Below are 17256 nucleotides of genomic sequence, written 5' to 3'. Positions count from 1 at the left end.
CGTCCATCCTGGTGGCACGTCCACGAACCGTGGACGCCCAGACGTCCAGGAGGGGGACGCACCATGATGAACGAACCCACGATCACGCTGTCGGGCAACCTGACGCGCGACCCGGAGCGCAAGACGAGCACCGCCAACGGCAAGGACTTCGCGGTCGTGCCGATCGCGGTCAACCGCCGCCGGTTCGACCCGGCCCAGGACTCCTGGGTCACCGCGGACACGATGTTCATCGACCTGCTGTGCTTCCGGCACATCGGGGCGCTGGCACTGGCGAGCTTCCGTAAGGGCGACCCGGTCATCGCGCACGGCCGCCTGTCGCTGCGTGACTGGAAGACGGAGACCTCGGCCGGCACGACGGCGGTGGTCGACGTGGACACCATCGGGCACGACGTGTCGCGCGGGGTGAGCCGCTTCACCAAGGGGAGGGTCGGCTACGACGGGGACCGCCTCGACGAGCACGACCCGACGCCGCCCGCCGCGCTCACCGGCGGGCTGGTCGGTGCCGCCGAGCAGCGCACCGGGGCCGGTCGTGAGGACGGCCACGCGGGCGACCACCAGGGCGGCGGTGGCGAGGCGCTGGTCGGCGCGAGTGCCGGGCCGGATCTCGAGATCGAGGTCGACGACGACGGGGTGGTGGCCGACGACGCGCAGGCCGACGAGGTGCTCGCCCGCAGCGCGTGAGCCGAGGGCGGGACGGGCCGGAGATTCGGAGTCGGCCCGCCCGCCCCGATACCCTGGCGGCATGGCCGAATTCATCTACACCATGACCCGTGCGCGCAAGGCGCACGGCGACAAGGTGATCCTCGACGACGTGACGATGTCCTTCTACCCGGGCGCCAAGATCGGCGTCGTCGGGCCCAACGGCGCCGGCAAGTCGACGATCCTCAAGATCATGGCCGGGATGGACCAGCCGTCCAACGGCGAGGCCCGCCTGACCCCGGGCTACTCCGTGGGCATCCTGGAGCAGGAGCCCCCGCTCAGCGAGGACAAGACCGTGCTCGGCAATGTCGAGGAGGGACTCGGCGAGATCAAGCGCAAGGTCGACCGGTTCAACGAGATCTCCGAGGAGATGTCCGCCCCCGACGCCGACTTCGACGCGCTCATGGCCGAGATGGGCACGCTCCAGGAGGAGATCGACCACGCCGACGCGTGGGACCTGGACGCCCAGCTGGACCAGGCGATGGACGCCCTGCGGTGCCCCCCGCCCGACAGCGACGTGACCGTGCTCTCCGGTGGTGAGCGGCGCCGCGTGGCCCTGTGCAAGCTGCTGCTGTCCAAGCCGGACCTGCTGCTGCTCGACGAGCCCACCAACCACCTGGACGCCGAGTCGGTGCAGTGGCTCGAGCAGCACCTGGCCTCCTACCCCGGCGCCGTCCTGGCCGTGACTCACGACCGGTACTTCCTCGACAACGTGGCCCAGTGGATCGCCGAGGTGGACCGCGGGCGGCTCTACCCCTACGAGGGCAACTACTCCACCTACCTGGAGAAGAAGCGTGAGCGCCTGGCGGTTCAGGGCAAGAAGGACGCCAAGCTCGCCAAGCGGCTCGAGAACGAGCTGGAATGGGTGCGCTCCAACCCCAAGGCCAAGCAGACCAAGAACAAGGCCCGGCTGGCGCGCTATGAGGAGATGGCCACCGAGGCAGAGCGGACCCGCAAGCTGGACTTCGAGGAGATCCAGATCCCGCCGGGCCCGCGCCTCGGCAGCCAGGTGATCGAGGTCAAGGACCTGACGAAGGGCTTCGGCGACCGCACGCTCATCGACGGCCTGTCGTTCACGCTGCCGCGCAACGGCATCGTCGGTGTCATCGGCCCCAACGGTGTCGGCAAGACCACGCTGTTCAAGACCATCGTCGGGATGGAGGAGCCGGACGGCGGCGAGGTGAAGGTCGGGGACACGGTCGAGATCTCCTACGTCGACCAGTCCCGCGGCGGCATCGCGGCGGACAAGTCGCTCTGGGAGGTCGTCTCCGACGGGCTGGACTTCATCCAGGTCGGTCAGGTCGAGATCCCCAGCCGCGCCTACGTCAGCCAGTTCGGCTTCAAGGGCCCGGACCAGCAGAAGAAGGCCGGCGTCCTGTCCGGTGGGGAGCGCAACCGGCTCAACCTGGCGCTGACCCTCAAGGAGGGCGGCAACCTGCTCCTGCTCGACGAGCCGACCAACGACCTCGACGTCGAGACCCTCGGCAGCCTCGAGAACGCCCTGCTCAACTTCCCCGGCTGCGCCGTGGTCATCAGCCACGACCGGTGGTTCCTCGACCGCGTGGCGACCCACATCCTCGCCTACGAGGGCACCGAGTCCGAGCCGGCGAACTGGTACTGGTTCGAGGGCAACTTCGGTGCCTACGAGGAGAACAAGGTGGAGCGGCTCGGCGCCGAGGCGGCCCGCCCGCACCGGGTGACCTACCGCCGGCTCACCCGCGACTGAGGGGTATGCCGCGTCGTCCCCGGCCCGGGGCGCCCCTCCCGCCGCGGGACGGCCTGGGGCCGGCGCGGGTGCGGATGCCCGTCGGGGCGCTCGACCCCGAGGGTCAGCCCTGGGGCCGGGTCGTCGACTTCCTCGTCCACGTGACCGGCGACCCCGTGGCGATCGACCGGCGCCTCACCGAGGGTGAGATCGTCCTGGGCGACGGCAGCACGGTGACGGCAGCGACGGCATACCGTCCGGGGAGCGCGGTGTACCTCTACCGTGACCTGCCGGCCGAGGTGCCGGTGCCGTTCGAGGTGGAGGTCCTGCTGCACGACGAGGACACCAGCCTCCTCGTCGTGGACAAGCCGCCGTTCCTCGCGACCGCACCGCGCGGCGGGCACGTGGCGCAGACGGTGCTCGTCCGGCTGCGTCGCGCCCTGGACCTGCCCGAGCTCGCCCCGGCCCACCGTCTGGACCGGCTGACGAGCGGGGTGCTCCTGCTCACCACCCGGCGGGCCGCGCGCGGCCCCTACCAGCGGATGGTCCAGGAGGGCGGGCTGGCCAAGACCTACGAGGCGATCGCGCCCGTCCGCCCGGACCTGGCGCTGCCCACCACGGTCGTCGACCGGATCGTCAAGGAGCGCGGTGACCTGAGGGCCCGGGTGGTGCCCGGGACGCCCAACGCGCGCACCCACGTCGAGCTCGTCGAGGAGCGGGACGGGCACGGCCGCTACCGGCTCACCCCCACCACCGGGCGCACCCACCAGCTGCGCGTGCACCTGTGCGGCCTGGGGATCCCCGTGGTGGGCGACCCCCTCTACCCGGTGGTGCGCGAGGTCGACCCCACCGACTTCGGCTCGCCGCTGCAGCTGCTCGCCCGGGAGGTCCGCTTCCTCGACCCCGTCAGCGGCGAGGAGCGGAGCATCACCTCACGGCGCACGCTGCCCGTACCCGGGGCGCCCGCCACCGCGGTCCCGTCCCCCCGGGCGGAGAGGGACACCCGGGCCTGAGGGCCCGGTCAGCCGCGTCGACCGAGCAGGCCGAGCAGGGGCGAGCCCGCGCCGAGCAGGAAGCCCAGGTCGTACCAGTTGCCCGCGCGGTCCACGTCGTAGAAGGGGAACTGCTCCCAGGCCCCGAAGACGTGGGCGATGAGCACCACCCAGGCGGTGAGCCCGTTCCACATCCCCCACAGCAGGTCGTTCCACCACATACCGGTGATCCTCTCGTCCGTCGTCTGCGGGCGGCGTCACGGGGCCGCCCCTACCCCCCATGGTGCACCGCGGACCTGTGCCCGCCGTGTGCGTGCCGGTCGGCGCCGGCCGGGGCGGCCGGTGCCCCACCTGACAGACTTCGGGTATGACTGCTGGCACCGACCCGACCGCGGACGTCCCCATCGGCCACTACGCGGTCGTCGGCGACATGCGCACGGCCGCGCTCATCTCGCCGGAGGGCAGCGTCGACTGGCTGTGCCTGCCGCGCTTCGACTCGCCCTCCGTCTTCGCCTCCCTGCTCGGCACCGAGCAGGACGGCCGGTGGCTGGTCCGGGTCGTCGAGGGCGAGGTGGAGGCACGCGACTACGTGGAGGGCACCTTCGTCTTCCGCACCCTCTGGCGTGGCCCGGAGGGCACCGCCGAGGTGCTCACCTTCATGCCGCCGGGGGACGGCCGCTCCGACATCGTCCGACAGGTGCGGTGCACCTCGGGCAGCGTCGAGGTGGAGCACGAGCTCATCATGCGCTTCGACTACGCGACCCTGCGCCCGTGGGTGCACCGGACGCGCGTCGAGGAGGACGGCGGCGAGGAGGTCCTCACCGCCGTCGGCGGCCCGTCCCGGCTGATCCTGCACGGTCCGCTGCCCGAGCCGGTGCCCGAGGAGGACGCCCACCGGGGGCGGCACCGGCTCAGCGAGGGCGACGAGCTGTGCTGGGTCCTCACCGGGCAGGAGTCCTGGCGACCCCTCCCGACCCTCATCGACCCCCAGACGCTGCTGCAGGAGACCGTCGACGACTGGCGGGCCTGGAGCGAGCGCATCCAGGCGGAGGGGCCGTGGGCCCGCCAGATCACCCGGTCGCTCACCGTGCTGCGCGCGCTCACCCATGCCGACACCGGCGGCATCGTCGCCGCCGCGACGACGTCGCTGCCGGAGGACCCCGGCGGGGAGCGCAACTGGGACTACCGCTACACCTGGCTGCGGGACTCGGCGCTCACCCTCCAGGCGATGCTGAGCCACGGCCTCGACGGCGGCGCGGAGGCCTGGCGGGAGTGGCTGCTGCGCGCGATCGCCGGCCACTCCAACCAGCTGCGCATCATGTACGGCCTCGGCGGCGAGCGCGACCTCACCGAGCGCGAGCTGCCGCACCTGAGCGGGTATGCCGGGTCCCGACCGGTCCGCATCGGCAACGGTGCGGCGGACCAGTACCAGGCCGACGTCATCGGCGAGGTCATGCTCGCGCTGGCGGACCTGCGCGACGGTGGCATCGCGGAGGACCGGTACAGCTGGGGCGTCCAGCGGGTGATGCTCCAGACGCAGGCCGAGCGGCTCTCGGAGCCGGACCACGGCATCTGGGAGATGCGGGGGGACAAGCACTTCTTCACCCACGGCCGGGTGATGATCTGGGCGGCCTTCGACCAGGGGGTCCGCGCGGTCGAGGAGTGCGGGCTGCCCGGCGACGTGGACCACTGGCGCGAGCTGCGCGACCGTGTTCGGGCCGAGATCGAGGAGCGTGGCGTCGGGCCGGACGGCGCCTTCCGCCAGACCTACGCCAACGACGAGGTGGACGCCTCGTTGCTGCAGATCCCGCACACCGGCTTCTGCGGCTACGACGACCCTCGGATGCTGGCGACCGTCCGACGGCTCGAGGAGGACCTCGTCGACGACGCCGGTTTCCTGCACCGCTACCGCATGCACGAGTCGGACAACATGGACGGCCTGGAGGGCGGGGAGGCGACCTTCTTCATCTGCACCTTCTGGCTGGTGGAGCAGTATGCCCGCAGCGGCCGGCTGGAGGAGGCGGAGGCGCTCATGCAGGCCTGCGTCGACGCGGGCCAGCCCCTGGACCTGCTCGCCGAGGAGTACGACCCCGCCTCGCGCCGCATGCTCGGCAACTACCCGCAGGCGTTCAGCCACCTGGGCCTGGTGCGGGCCGCCGACGCCATCGCGCAGGTGCGCGCCCAGTCCTCCTGACCCCTGCACCGGACGTCGCGTGCGCGTTCGCGGCCCCCGAACGGCCACCAGCGCACACGGACTCGGGATCCCGCAGGACGTCGTTCGCGTCGATGACCGGCCGCCGGGTCCGGTGAAGGGGTATGCGTCGGGCCCGCCCCCTCCGAAGAGGGGACGGGCCCGGTGCTCTGGGTCGGTCGGGCCTCAGCCCGCCCGCCCAGGGGTCACGGCGTGTTGACCGAGACCAGGGTGTAGGCGACCTCCTCGGTGCCGTTGCTGTAGCCGATCGCACCCATGTAGCGGGTGGCGGCCTCCAGCCCGGTCCAGGCGGCGGTCAGGTCCAGCGGCGTGCCGGCGACCACCGTGGTCGGGGACGGCGTGACCGACATGTTGCCCTCGTCCGCGGACGGCATGAAGACGTGCAGCGGACCGTTGGCGGTGTCACCCGCGGCGCCGTCCCAGTAGTCGATCGCGACGAGGTAGTCGCCCGGGGCGGGCGCCACCACGGTGACCGACTCGTCCGAGCCGCCGGCGGCGGACTGGCCGATGACGGTGCCGTCGGCGGTCGCGAGGTAGAGGTCGAGGTCGAGCCCTGCGGGGGCCCACTCCGACTCCACGACCTCGACCCGGATGGCCGTGGTGCCCTCGGGCACCGTGACCGGCACGACCTCGTCCGCGATACCCGCGCCACCGCTGGGGCCGTCCGAGGTGACCGCGACGTCGGTGACGTCCGAGGCCACGAGGCCGTGCGGCACCGAGGTGAGCTCACCGGAGAAGCCCGGGGTGACCTCGAAGGTCGCCGAGCCCTCGGTGGTGTCGCCGCGGATCTCCTCCGGCGCGCCCATCGCCACCGGCTGGATCGCCAGCGGGCTGGTCACGTCGGCGCCAGGCCCGGTCCAGGTGAGCGACCCGAAGGTCCACTCGTCCAGGGTCGCACCCGCGGTGGTGAAGGAGACCGTGAAGGTCGCCGTGCCACCGGGCTCCACGGTGACCGTGGAGGGCTCGACGACCACGTCGACGCCCGGGGGCGCCTCGACCTCGGCGGTGAACGTGCCACCGGCCCCGGTCGCGTCGGTCACGGTGCGGGTGACGGTCTGCGCGCCGCCCAGGTCACCGATCGCGATGCTCGGGTAGTTGAGGTCGCTCGCGTCGCTCTCGTCGATGCTGGCACAGTATGCCGAGCCGCCGACCAGCTGGAGCTGCCCGATGGCGCACGCGTAGGCCAGCCAGTCCTCGGCGCCCGAGTCGTAGACCAGCGGCGTGTCGTAGGCAGCACCCGGCTCGACCTCACCGGACCCGTAGTGGAGCGGGCTCGCCGGCGCGCCGGCGTAGGTGATGAGCTCACCCTCGGAGTTGGTCGGGTCGGCCGTCGTCATCATCGCGGACTTGACGCCCATCGGGCCCCAGTCCGGGTTGTCCTGCATCATCAGCGCGGCCAGGCCGGCGATGTGCGGGGCGGACATGGAGGTGCCGGAGAGGCTGTTGAAGTTGGCGCCACCGGAACCGGCCGGGGAGACCGCGGCGATGACGTCGACGCCCGGGGCGGTGATGTCGGGCTTGAGCAGGTCCCCGCCACCGGCGGTCGCCGGGCCGTAGGAGCTGAAGCCGGCCATCTCCGGGTAGGTGATCTCCGGGCCTTCGCCGGAGGCCGAGATGGTGGCCATCGGGTCGGGGTCGGAGGCCTCGTACTCCTTGATCGCGTCACCGGCGGTGCCGTTGACGTGGATCGAGGGAACCGCGTGGAAGTCGCCGTTGAGCGACTCGCCGTCGTTGTTGTTGGCCAGGATCATGCCGACACCGCCGGCGGCCTCGACCGTCTCGCTCTTCTCCGTCCGGGCGTTGGTGCCCCGGGTGCAGATGACGATGTGGTCGGCGGCCTCGGCCGCGTCCAGCGAACCGGGCAGGCACAGCAGCGCCTGGTCGGCGGTCGCACCGGCCGCGGGGATGTCGACCGAGTTGACCAGCGGGGCCGGGCCCACGCCGTCGCCGGCGCTGATGCCGGCAAAGGTCTCGTCCTCGCCGAAGAGCGCCTCGATCTGCATCTGGACGTCCTCGTTGAGGGCGCCCTCACCGCCGAGGATGAAGGCGGACTCGGGGGCCAGGGCCACCATGCCGTCGAGCACGACGCCGGGCACCTCGTCGGGGCGGCTCAGCATGACTGGAACGCCCTGGTAGCCGGCCAGCGCCGACCCCGCGAGGGCGTCCGGGTAGTCGCGACCGGTGGCGGTGTGCACCACGGGGGCCGGGTTGTCCTCACCGAAGCCGAACTCCTCGGCGATGGCGACGGACGTGCCGTAGCGGTCGGTGCCGGAGAGGCGGGCGCTGGCGCCCAGGTCCTCGTAGACGTCCTCGCTCACCGCGACCTCGCCACCGATGACGTGGATCTCCGGGTCGCCCATGGCGGCCAGCGCGTCGTTCACGGCGCTCGGGACCATGTCGGTCTTGGTGAGCAGGACGGGCACGCCCTCGCTGCCGGCGAGCGCGGAGCCGGACAGCGCGTCCGGGAAGGCCTCGTCCTGACCGGTGGCGACGTAGACGTGGTCCACCTCGCCGTACTGCTGGGCGACGAGGGCGGCGGTCTCGTAGCGGTCGGCACCCGAGACGCGGGTCACCGTGCCGTAGGACTCCAGCGTCTCCTCGACGGACTCGGAGACGGCGACCTCACCGCCGAGCACGACGATGTTGTCGGGGTCGATCGACTCGAGGGCGTCCATCGTGGCGCCCGGGATCTCGTCGACCTTGGTGAGCAGCACCGGGGCGGGCGAGCCGTCGGGGGCGACGGCGGGCTGGTCGAGACCGGCCGCGGGGACCAGGCCCTGCGAGGCGGCCGCGGCGCCGGACAGCGCGTCCGCGAACTGGTTGCCGGTGGCGATGTAGACGGTGTCGACGCCCTCCGGGTACGCCGCCGCGATCTGGGCCGCGGTGTCGTACCGGTTGGTGCCGGACACCCGGGTGACGGGGGGGCCGTCGCCCAGCTCGACCTCGGCGGAGTTGGTGCGGTCGTGCGTGGAGGCGGCGACCGTCATGGTCCACGGCGAGTTGTGCGCCACGGAGCTCTCGCCGACCGTGTCGCCGCTGTTGCCCGCGGAGGTCGACACGAAGACGCCGGCTTCCGCGGCGTCGAAGAAGGCGAGCTCGTCGGGGGTCACCACGAACTGCGAGGAGCCGGAGACCGAGTAGTTGATGACGTCGACACCGTCGGCGACGGCGTCGTCGATGGCGGCCACGAGGCCGGACGTCGTGCCGGAGCCGCCGCCGTCCTCGGTCGCCCAGAGCGCCTTGTAGAAGGAGAGGTGGGCGGCCGGCGCCATACCGCTGCCGACGCCCAGGTCGTCGCCCATGAAGTCCATGGGGACGTCCACGTTGCCGGCCGAGGTGCCGCCGACGTGGCTGCCGTGCCCGTCGGTGTCGCGCGGCGACAGGAAGTCGAAGGCGGTGTTGTTGCCCTCGGGGTAGTAGCGGGCGCCGATGACCTTGCTGTTGCAGGTCACGTTGTCGGCGTCGTCGGCCGCGTCACCCTCGACGCACTCGCCCTGCCAGCCCTCGGGCGCGGCGGGGTCACCCGGCAGCGCGGCGAAGCTGGGGTTCTCCGGCCAGAAGCCGGTGTCGATGATGCCGACGACCATGCCCGCACCCGCGTCGGCGTCACCACCGAACTGGGTGTTCCAGACGCCGTCCTCGCCGGTCAGGCCCAGGTAGTCCGGGGTGGTGACGGTGTCGGAGGTCCGGATCTCGTCCTCCCACACCGCGGCGACGTTGGGGTCCTTGCGCAGGGCGGACACCTGGGAGCCGGTCAGCTCGGCGGTGAAGCCGTTGAACGACGTCGAGTAGGTGTAGACGGCGTCCGCCCGGTCCAGGCCGACGGAGTCGAGCACGGCGTTCTGCTGCCGGTCGAGGTATGCGGTGTACTCGTCCGCGGCGGCGCTCGTGGTGCTGAGCTTCTCCCCCTCGGCGGGCTTGGTCGCGGGGATGCCGCTGACGCCGCCCTCGTAGGCGGCCAGCGAGCTGTCCGCGAGCATGACGATGTAGGTGCCGTCCTCGTTGACCGTGATCTCCGGGTTCGCCCATGCTGCGGGGGCTACCAGGGCCAGCGGTGCGACGACGGCCCCTGCGCCGGCGAGCGCCAGCAGGCGCGTCCTCCGGCGAGCAGATGGCTGGTGCACAGTGTGTCCTTTGCTTGGAACGGTGGGACGTCGCCGCTGGACAGCCTGTCTCCGTCGACGAGCCGCGTGATCCCCAGGGGTGACCCTTGGCAGTATTGTCCGGGGTTCCCAGGGTGTCTACAGCGAGATGGTGCACAGGTCCCGTCGTGACCGGATCGTTACCCGGACGTGGCGTCAGGGTCAGTGGTCCGCGGACCCCTTGAGCCGTACCATGCCCTCCTGCCCGACGGTCGCCAGCAGGCGCCCGTCGGCGGCGAACATGTGCCCGGTGCCCAGCCCGCGGCCGGACTGGGCCGACGGTGAGCTCTGGGTGTAGAGCACCCAGTCATCGACCCGGGCGGGCCGGTGGAACCACATGGAGTGGTCGAGACTGGCCGGTCGCAGCCGGGGGTCGCCCCAGCCGATGCCGTGCCGCCGCAGGATCGGCTCCAGCAGCGTGTAGTCCGAGGCGTAGGCGAGGATGGCGGCGTGCAGCAGCGGGTCCTCCGGCAGCTCGCGCGCGATCCGCAGCCACACCGACTGCTCGCTGGCCCCGGGTTCCCCCGGGCCGAGGAGCAGCGGGTCCACGTGCCGCAGCTCGACGGGCCTGCGGCGGGCCGTCTCCTGCGCCACCGGGTGCGGCACGTGCTCGAGGATCTCCCGGTCCGAGCGCAGGGTGTCGGGGGCGGGCGCCGCCGGCATGGGGATCTGGTGCTCGAGCCCCTCGGAGGCCTCCTGGAAGGACATGATGATCGACATGAGGATGCGGCCGTCCTGCACGGCGTGCACCCGACGGGCGCTGAAGCTGCGCCCGTCACGCATCCGCTCCACGAGGAAGCGCAGCGGTCGGTTCGCGTCGCCCGCCCGCAGGAAGTAGCCGTGCATCGAGTGGATCGGCCGGGGCAGGGGCTCGGCGTCCGACCCGTCCTCGACCGGCTCCACCGTCCGCCCGGCCGCGACCAGGCACTGCGCGAGCACCTGTCCGCCGAAGACCCGGCCGTGCGGCATGGGCTGGCTGCGGCCGGCGAAGACGTCTCCCTGGGAGTCGGCCAGGTCCTCGCCGGTGCCCTCGGGGGAGGCCACCCGGATGGTGGTGGACCCCTCACGGCGCAGGTCGAGCACGTCGAGCAGGTCGTCGATCGGGTAGTCCAGCGGCGCGTCGGTCACGACCACGCAGCCTAGTGACTCACTCGATCTGCGCGGACGGCGCCCAGATGTCCACACCCTCGGTGCTGCCGGAGAGCCGGTCGATCTCGGCGAGCTCGTCGTCGGTGAAGTCGGTGCGGTGGGCGGCGGCGAGGTTGTCCTCGAGCTGCTCGATGCTGGAGACCCCGATGAGGGTGGAGGTGACCCCGCCGGGGCGGATCGCCCACGACAGCGCCATCTGCGCCAGGGTCTGTCCGCGGCCCTCGGCGACCTTCGCCAGCCCGCGCAGCCGCTCCCGGTTGGCGTCGGTGAGCACGCTGGAGTCGAACGAGGGGCGCGCGGTGGCGCGCTCGGCGTCGTCGCGGTCGAGATACTTGTCGGTGAGCAGGCCCTGGGCGAGGGCGGTGAAGCCGATCGAGCCCATGCCGTGCCCCGGCAGGGCCTCCAGCAGGCCGTCCTCGACCCAGCGGTTGAGCATGTTGTAGGCCGGCTGGTGGATGACCAGGGGGGTGCCCAGCTCCCGGGCGACGGCGACCGCCTCGGCGGTGCGCTCGGGGGAGTAGCTGGAGATGCCGGCATACAGCGCCTTGCCCTGGCGGACCGCGGTGTCGAGGGCCCCCACGGTCTCGGCGACCGGGGTGTCCTCGTCCGCGCGGTGGGAGTAGAAGATGTCGACGTGGTCGACGCTCATCCGGCCCAGCGACTCGTCCAGGCTCGCCAGGAGGTACTTGCGCGAGCCGAGCATGCCGTAGGGGCCGGGCCACATGTCCCAGCCCGCCTTGGTGGAGAGCACCATCTCGTGGCGGTAGGGAGCGAAGTCGGTGCGCATCATCCGCCCGAAGTTCTCCTCGGCGGAGCCGTAGGGCGGGCCGTAGTTGTTGGCCAGGTCGAAGTGGGTGATGCCCTCGTCGAAGGAGCGCCGCAGGATGGCCCGCTGGGTGTCGAAGGGGCGGTTGTCGCCGAAGTTGTACCAGAGGCCGAGCGAGAGCGGCGGCAGCAGCAGCCCACTGTCCCCGACGCGGCGGTAGTCCAGCTTCTGGTGCCGGTCGGGGGCCGCGACGTAGGGCCGGTGGGTGTCGGGGACGTCCTGGGCGTAGTAGGCATCGGTCATGGGTCTCACGCTACGCGCGGGCGCGCGGTCCGTCGCCGCCGCCCGCGCCCAGGTCGGGGTCAGCCGGCCTTGGGACCATGAGGTATGCCGCAGCGCCCGTCCCCCGCGTCCGCTCCTGGTGGGTCGCGGCGCGGGAGCGTCGTCCTGCTCGTCCTCCTCGCCGCACTGGTGGGCGCGGTCCTGGTTGCGCCGTTCATGCGGCCGGTCGGCGCCTGGGTGGCGGCGGTCGGCGCGCCGTGCGGGGTGGTGGTCGACGGGCAGCGGGTGCCGCTGGACCGTGACCAGGCGCGGGCGGCCACCGCGGAGGCGGCCCGCTCGCTGGGTGGGCCGGATGCGGGCGACGGGGCCGCGGTGTCGGAGCTGCCCGACGGGGTGGTCGAGGCCGTGCGCACCGCCCGGGCCGGCACGGCGCTGACCTGCCGGGTGCCGGTGGCCGAGCCGGCCGTCGAGGCGGAGACGGGGTCCGGCCTCACCCCGAGGGCGCAGGCGGTGCTCGACGCGGTGCGCACCGAGGTGGGTGACCTGCCCATCGGGGGGTTCGCCCCCGGCGGCGTGGACTCCGGGCACGGCGAGGAGTCCACGCACTACGAGGGCCGGGCGGTGGACTACTTCTTCCGGCCGGTGACCGAGGACCACCTCGACGACGGGTGGGTGCTGAGCCAGTGGCTGGTGGCCCATGCCGACGAGCTCACCGTGCAGTACGTCATCTTCGACGACCACTACTGGGGTGTGCGCGGGTCCGCGCGGGGCTGGCAGGACTACCGGGCGCCGGGCGGCTCGGACGACCCGGTCCTGCGCCACCGCGACCACGTGCACGTCGACGTGCTGCGCGGGGAGTGACCTGGGCGGGGCAGGCCTACCCGGTGGTCCCGCGACCTGAGCAGAGAAAGACGCCCGAAGCAGGCCCTGTACCCCCTGCCTGGGGAGCGCTTCTCTGCTCAGGTTCCGTCCGGGCGTGGGGTGTGGGGCGTGCGTGAGGGCGTGCGGGGCGTGGGGTGGCTCAGCCGACGACGACGACGTCGAGGGTGCGCGGGCCGTGGACGCCCTCGACGCGGTCCAGCTCGATGTCGCTGGTGGCGCTCGGACCGCTGACCCAGGTCAGGGGACGCGTCGGGTCGAGCAGCGCCACCGCGTCGGGCACGTCGAGCACGACCTGGTCGGCACGGACGACGCAGACGTGCTGGTCCGGGACGAGGGTGAGCGCGCGTCGGCCCTGGTCGGGGGCGTGGTCCAGGACGATGGTGCCGGTCGTGGCGACGGCGACCCGGGCCGCGGTGACCACGGCGTCGATCCCGTCCAGCTCCTGCGCGGTGAGCGGTCCGCCGTCCTCGCCCTCGTCGGCCCGCAGCCGCAGGCCGGCGTCCCGCGCCCGCGCCACCCAGGAGGTGTCGAGGCCGGGCGGGACCAGGACGGTGTGCGCCCGCGCCCGCACCAGCGCTGCCGCCACCTCGGCCCCGACCTGCTCCGGCGTGCACCGCACGACGCTGGCGCGGTAGTCGGTGACGGTCGTGACGAACAGCTCCAGGGTGTCCGGCGCTGCCCCGGCGGTCTCGGCGACGACCGGCACCGGGTCGCGCTCCCCGGGCTGCGACGTGACATCGCCCGTCGCGACGCGCAGGCGCGCCAGGATCTCCTCGCGGCTGCTCACGGACCCTCCTCGGAGGTATGCGGCACCGCACCGCCGATGTCCTGCTCCGGCTCGACCGGCTGGTCGCCGGGGTCGTGCCGGTCACCCTCGGCGTCGCCGGCGTCGTCCCGGTCACCCTCGGCGTCGCCGTGGGTGCGCGCCCACCACTGCCGGAAGGTCTCGGTCGGCGGGGTGGGGACGTCGCGGGCCTGGGTCCAGGCGCCGAGCCCGGGCAGCGAGCGGATCGTGCGGTCGCCGAGCAGCCGGCCGCCGAGGGTGGCCGCCCGCTGGGCCGCCTCCAGGCGCCGGTGGTCGCCGAACATCCAGGCTGCCGCCTTCATCGACGCCGCCTCGGCCGACCGGCCGGAGGCCTCGTCGACGACCTGGGTGCGCAGCCGCACGAGGAGCGCGGGGATGTCGATGCGCACCGGGCAGGCGTCGAAGCAGGCCCCGCACAGGCTGCTGGCGTAGGGCAGGCTCCGGTCCACCTCGGTGGCGGTGCCGCGCAGCAGCGGGTTGAGCACGGCGCCGATGGGGCCGGGGTAGACCGAGCCGTAGGCGTGCCCTCCCGTCCGCTCGTAGACCGGGCACACGTTGAGGCAGGCCGAGCAGCGGATGCACCGCAGCGCCTCCCGCCCGGCCTCGTCGGCCAGCACCCGGCTGCGGCCGTTGTCCAGCAGCACGACGTGGACCTCCTGCGGCCCGTCCCCGGGGGTCACGCCGGTCCACATGGAGGTGTAGGGGTTCATCCGCTCGCCGGTGCTGGAGCGGGGCAGCAGCTGCAGCATGGTGGCGAGGTCGGCGAAGGTCGGCAGCACCTTCTCGATCCCGACCACGGTGATGAGCGTCTCGGGCAGGGTGAGGCACATGCGCCCGTTGCCCTCGGACTCCACGACCACCAGCGTCCCGGTGTCGGCGACGGCGAAGTTGGCACCGGAGACCGCGACCCTCGCCCGCAGGAACTTCTCCCTCAGGTGCAGCCGAGCCGCCTCGGCCAGGCGTGCCGGCTCGTCGGTGAGGTCGGCCGGTGCGGCCCGCCCGACCGCGCCCATGCGCCGCGCGAAGATCTCCCGGATCTCGGCCCGGTTGCGGTGGATGGCCGGCACCAGGATGTGGCTCGGACGGTCCTCGCCGAGCTGCACGATGAGCTCGGCGAGGTCGGTCTCCCAGGCCGCGATGCCGGCCTCCTCGAGCGCCTCGTTGAGCTCGATCTCCTGGGTGGCCATCGACTTGACCTTGACCACCTCGTCGGTGCCCTTCGCCCGGGCCAGGTCGACGACGACCCGGTTGGCCTCGGCGGCGTCCCGCGCCCAGTGCACCGTCGCGCCACGGGCGGTGAGGGCGGCCTCCAGCTGCTCGAGGTAGTCGGGCAGGTGGTGCAGGGCCTCGTCCTTGGCGCCCGCCCCGGCCAGCCGCAGCTCCTCCCACCCTTCGACCTCGGCGACGGCGGCAGCCCGCTTGGCGCGGATCGTCGCCGTCGCGTGGGCCAGGTTGCGCCGCTGCTGGGTGTCGGCGAGGGCGACCTTCGCCGCGCGCTGGAACGACGGCATACCGAGGAAGGTGGGGGAGGTGTCCTGCACCGGGGGGTCGCTCATGCCGGCACCTCCTGCGTGGAGGCGAGCACCTGCGCCAGGTGCACCGTGCGGACCCCGGAGCGCTGCCGGCCCAGCACCCCGCCGATGTGCGCGAGGCAGGAGTTGTCACCGGCCACCACGACCTCCGCCCCGGTCTCCCGCACGTGCCGCGCCTTGTCCGCGCCCATGGCGATCGAGGTGTCGGCGTTCTTCATCGCGAAGGTGCCGCCGAAGCCGCAGCACTCCTCCGCGGCGGGCAGGTCCACGAGGTCGATGCCGCGCACCGCGCGCAGCAGCCGCACCGGCCGGTCCCCGACCCGGAGCATCCGCAGGCTGTGGCAGGTGGGGTGGTAGGTCACCCGGTGCGGGTAGTAGGCGCCGACGTCGGTCACGCCGAGGACGTCCACGAGCAGCTCGGACAGCTCCAGCACCCGGGGCGCGAGCGAGCGCACCTCGCGCTCCAGCCCGGCGTCGCCGGCCCGGCGGGCCAGCATCGCGTGCTGCTCGCGGACCGACCCGACGCACGACCCGCTCGGCGAGACCACGTGGTCCGCACCGGCGAACACGTCGACGAAGCGGCGCACCAGGGGGGTGGCCTCGTCGGCATACCCGGTGTTGGTGAACATCTGCCCGCAGCACGTCTGCTCGCGCGGGAACACCACCCGGCAGCCCAGCCGCTCCAGCAGGGTGACGACCGCCCTCGGGGCCTGCGGCCACAGGGTGTCGTTGAAGCAGGTCGCGAAGAGCGCCACCGTGGGGCGCGCCGCCCGCGGCTGGGCCGACCCGGTCACGGTGCCTCCTCCCGCTCGGCGGTGCTGATGCTGCTCCCAACCTATCGCTGCGGCCGCCCGTCGCGTCGGCGGCGCGGCGGCAGACACAATGGCGGCATGAGCTCCTCCCTGCCCGACGTCCCCGAGGTCGCCTCGACCTTCGACATCACCGTCCGCTGGTCCGACCTGGACGCCTACGCGCATGTCAACAACGTCCAGTACCTCCGGCTCTTCGAGGAGGCGCGCGTCTACGCGTTCAAGGCGTGGTTCGGGCAGGGCCGCGACCTCATCGACGAGGGCATGCTCGTGGTGTCCCAGGCCATCGACTACCTCCTGCCGATGTCCTTCGCGTACGCCCCGGCGCGCGTGGCGGTGTGGTGCGGCGGGGTCGGTGGCGCCTCCTTCGAGCTGGGGTATGCCGTCGCGGGGGCGGCCGGCGACGACACCGTGTATGCCCGTGGTCGGGTCAGCCTCGTCGCCTACGACCTGCGCGAGGAGCGGCCGCGGCGGCTGGGCGCGGAGGAGCGCGAGGCGCTCGCCGCGGTCAGCGGGCCGGCGCCGGTGCTGCGCGGGGACGCCGGGCGGGGCCGGGTGGGTCGGTGACCGGGCCGCAGAGCCTGTCGCTGGCGGACGGCGAGTCGGTGGCGGACCTGGCCACCCTGGTGCGCCGGGCGGCACGGCTCGACGAGGACGGGGCGATCCGGCTGCAGGCGGCCGGCGGCGTCCTCGCGGCGTGGGTCTGCGTCCTGCCCGGTGCCGGGCTCCTGCGCAGCGGGCTGACCCTCGGGCTGCGGACCATGGCGCTGGCGCCGGGCGGCGAGCCGCTGGACGTCACCGTGCCGCTGGCCGGGCTGACCGACCGTTTCGCGCGGCGCGCCGCCACCGGCGACAGCTCGACGACCCTGCCGGTCCCCCCGACCACCCTCGCCCCGCCGTGGGCCGCGCAGTCCCCGCCGCGCGGCGGCTGGGAGCCGCGCGGCGGCATACCGTCCGAGCAGCTGGTCGCGGCCGCGCGCTCGGGGATCGCGGAGGTCGCCACCGGCGCCCCGGAGGGGTCCGGCGCCGCGGCGGTCGAGGCGCTGCGGGCGCGGGTCTGGGAGCGGCCCGTCGAGGGCACCGAGGTGCCGGCCGGGGCGGGCCTCGCCGTGCACGCCCTGGGCTTCCTGCGGCCGGGGGACACGCAGGTCGCCGTGCACCGCAACGGCCCGTGGTTGCGGGTCTCCACCGCCGTCGGTCACGTGGTGCTGCGCACCTGACGCAGGGTGTCGGAACGCTGGTGCAGCACGTCGTGCGCCGACTCGTGACGCGCACGTGCTC

At 73.2% G+C, this 17256-nt stretch carries 14 protein-coding genes; 7 read left to right on the top strand and 7 right to left on the bottom strand.

Features of this window, described 5'->3' with window-relative positions; all coding sequences use genetic code 11:
- Nucleotides 1-63 precede the first annotated feature (63 nt).
- From Q0795_RS08840 to Q0795_RS08830, 3 genes are all read left to right on the top strand, one after another.
- Entirely contained in the window at nucleotides 64-681 is a 618-nt protein-coding gene (locus Q0795_RS08840) for a single-stranded DNA-binding protein (RefSeq protein WP_298888931.1), read from the top strand.
- A 61-nt stretch (nucleotides 682-742) separates the two neighbouring features.
- Complete coding sequence (gene ettA, locus Q0795_RS08835) at nucleotides 743-2425, top strand: energy-dependent translational throttle protein EttA (RefSeq protein ID WP_298888929.1); 1683 nt, start codon at nucleotides 743-745, stop codon at nucleotides 2423-2425.
- 5 nt (nucleotides 2426-2430) lie between these two features.
- Entirely contained in the window at nucleotides 2431-3417 is a 987-nt protein-coding gene (locus tag Q0795_RS08830) for a pseudouridine synthase (protein ID WP_298888927.1), read from the top strand.
- Between the two features lie 8 nt (nucleotides 3418-3425).
- Here Q0795_RS08830 and Q0795_RS08825 read toward each other — a convergent pair whose 3' ends face one another.
- Nucleotides 3426-3617 (bottom strand): hypothetical protein, encoded by a 192-nt coding sequence (locus Q0795_RS08825; RefSeq protein ID WP_139720181.1) that lies wholly within the window; start codon nucleotides 3615-3617, stop codon nucleotides 3426-3428.
- Between the two features lie 146 nt (nucleotides 3618-3763).
- On the opposite strand from Q0795_RS08825, the gene Q0795_RS08820 reads away from it, so the two are divergent.
- Nucleotides 3764-5590 (top strand): glycoside hydrolase family 15 protein, encoded by a 1827-nt coding sequence (locus Q0795_RS08820; protein WP_298888922.1) that lies wholly within the window; start codon nucleotides 3764-3766, stop codon nucleotides 5588-5590.
- A gap of 203 nt (nucleotides 5591-5793) precedes the next feature.
- On the opposite strand, the gene Q0795_RS08815 is transcribed toward Q0795_RS08820, so the two are convergent.
- The 3 genes from Q0795_RS08815 to Q0795_RS08805 form a co-directional block, all read right to left on the bottom strand.
- Nucleotides 5794-9732 carry a cell wall-binding repeat-containing protein gene (locus Q0795_RS08815; protein ID WP_298888920.1) on the bottom strand — a complete coding sequence of 1313 codons (3939 nt, stop codon included), beginning with the start codon at nucleotides 9730-9732 and terminating at the stop codon, nucleotides 5794-5796.
- Between the two features lie 180 nt (nucleotides 9733-9912).
- Complete coding sequence (locus Q0795_RS08810) at nucleotides 9913-10878, bottom strand: acyl-CoA thioesterase II (RefSeq protein WP_298888918.1); 966 nt, start codon at nucleotides 10876-10878, stop codon at nucleotides 9913-9915.
- 19 nt (nucleotides 10879-10897) lie between these two features.
- Nucleotides 10898-11968: an aldo/keto reductase gene (locus Q0795_RS08805; RefSeq protein ID WP_298888916.1), complete on the bottom strand. Its 1071-nt coding sequence runs from the start codon at nucleotides 11966-11968 to the stop codon at nucleotides 10898-10900.
- A gap of 84 nt (nucleotides 11969-12052) precedes the next feature.
- Between Q0795_RS08805 and Q0795_RS08800 the strand changes: the two genes are divergently transcribed.
- Nucleotides 12053-12808: a hypothetical protein gene (locus Q0795_RS08800; RefSeq protein ID WP_298888914.1), complete on the top strand. Its 756-nt coding sequence runs from the start codon at nucleotides 12053-12055 to the stop codon at nucleotides 12806-12808.
- 160 nt (nucleotides 12809-12968) lie between these two features.
- Here the strand turns inward: Q0795_RS08800 and Q0795_RS08795 are convergent, their stop codons facing one another.
- From Q0795_RS08795 to Q0795_RS08785, 3 genes are read right to left on the bottom strand one after another with little or no spacing between them, the layout of a single operon-like run.
- Nucleotides 12969-13616 (bottom strand): LUD domain-containing protein, encoded by a 648-nt coding sequence (locus Q0795_RS08795; RefSeq protein WP_298888912.1) that lies wholly within the window; start codon nucleotides 13614-13616, stop codon nucleotides 12969-12971.
- Nucleotides 13613-15190 carry a LutB/LldF family L-lactate oxidation iron-sulfur protein gene (locus Q0795_RS08790; protein ID WP_298888910.1) on the bottom strand — a complete coding sequence of 526 codons (1578 nt, stop codon included), beginning with the start codon at nucleotides 15188-15190 and terminating at the stop codon, nucleotides 13613-13615. Before Q0795_RS08790 ends, Q0795_RS08795 begins: the two co-directional genes overlap by 4 nt.
- Nucleotides 15187-15960: a (Fe-S)-binding protein gene (locus Q0795_RS08785; RefSeq protein ID WP_298888908.1), complete on the bottom strand. Its 774-nt coding sequence runs from the start codon at nucleotides 15958-15960 to the stop codon at nucleotides 15187-15189. The genes Q0795_RS08790 and Q0795_RS08785 overlap by 4 nt, the downstream gene beginning before the upstream one ends.
- A 96-nt stretch (nucleotides 15961-16056) precedes the next feature.
- On the opposite strand from Q0795_RS08785, the gene Q0795_RS08780 reads away from it, so the two are divergent.
- Both Q0795_RS08780 and Q0795_RS08775 read left to right on the top strand, forming a co-directional pair.
- Nucleotides 16057-16542, top strand: a complete 486-nt coding sequence (locus Q0795_RS08780) for a thioesterase family protein (RefSeq protein WP_298888906.1) — start codon at nucleotides 16057-16059, stop codon at nucleotides 16540-16542.
- The gene (locus tag Q0795_RS08775) at nucleotides 16539-17195 is read left to right on the top strand and encodes a hypothetical protein (protein WP_298888904.1); all 657 of its coding nucleotides are present in this window, start codon (nucleotides 16539-16541) and stop codon (nucleotides 17193-17195) included. The genes Q0795_RS08780 and Q0795_RS08775 overlap by 4 nt, the downstream gene beginning before the upstream one ends.
- Nucleotides 17196-17256 lie beyond the last annotated feature (61 nt).

It is taken from the genome of uncultured Serinicoccus sp. (assembly GCF_947487915.1).
Taxonomy (GTDB): Bacteria; Actinomycetota; Actinomycetes; order Actinomycetales; family Dermatophilaceae; genus Ornithinicoccus.
Note: the sequence above shows the minus strand (reverse complement) of the source record. Positions and strands in the feature narration are given on the sequence as shown.

Excerpts from the sequence above, each read along its gene's own strand:
- Q0795_RS08840 (WP_298888931.1), top strand. The coding sequence starts at position 64 with ATGATGAACGAACCCACGATCACGCTGTCGGGCAACCTGACGCGCGAC.
- Q0795_RS08820 (WP_298888922.1), top strand. The coding sequence starts at position 3,764 with ATGACTGCTGGCACCGACCCGACCGCGGACGTCCCCATCGGCCACTAC.
- ettA (WP_298888929.1), top strand. The coding sequence starts at position 743 with ATGGCCGAATTCATCTACACCATGACCCGTGCGCGCAAGGCGCACGGC.
- Q0795_RS08825 (WP_139720181.1), bottom strand. The coding sequence starts at position 3,617 with ATGTGGTGGAACGACCTGCTGTGGGGGATGTGGAACGGGCTCACCGCC.
- Q0795_RS08800 (WP_298888914.1), top strand. The coding sequence starts at position 12,053 with ATGCCGCAGCGCCCGTCCCCCGCGTCCGCTCCTGGTGGGTCGCGGCGC.
- Q0795_RS08830 (WP_298888927.1), top strand. The coding sequence starts at position 2,431 with ATGCCGCGTCGTCCCCGGCCCGGGGCGCCCCTCCCGCCGCGGGACGGC.
- Q0795_RS08805 (WP_298888916.1), bottom strand. The coding sequence starts at position 11,968 with ATGACCGATGCCTACTACGCCCAGGACGTCCCCGACACCCACCGGCCC.
- Q0795_RS08780 (WP_298888906.1), top strand. The coding sequence starts at position 16,057 with ATGAGCTCCTCCCTGCCCGACGTCCCCGAGGTCGCCTCGACCTTCGAC.
- Q0795_RS08790 (WP_298888910.1), bottom strand. The coding sequence starts at position 15,190 with ATGAGCGACCCCCCGGTGCAGGACACCTCCCCCACCTTCCTCGGTATG.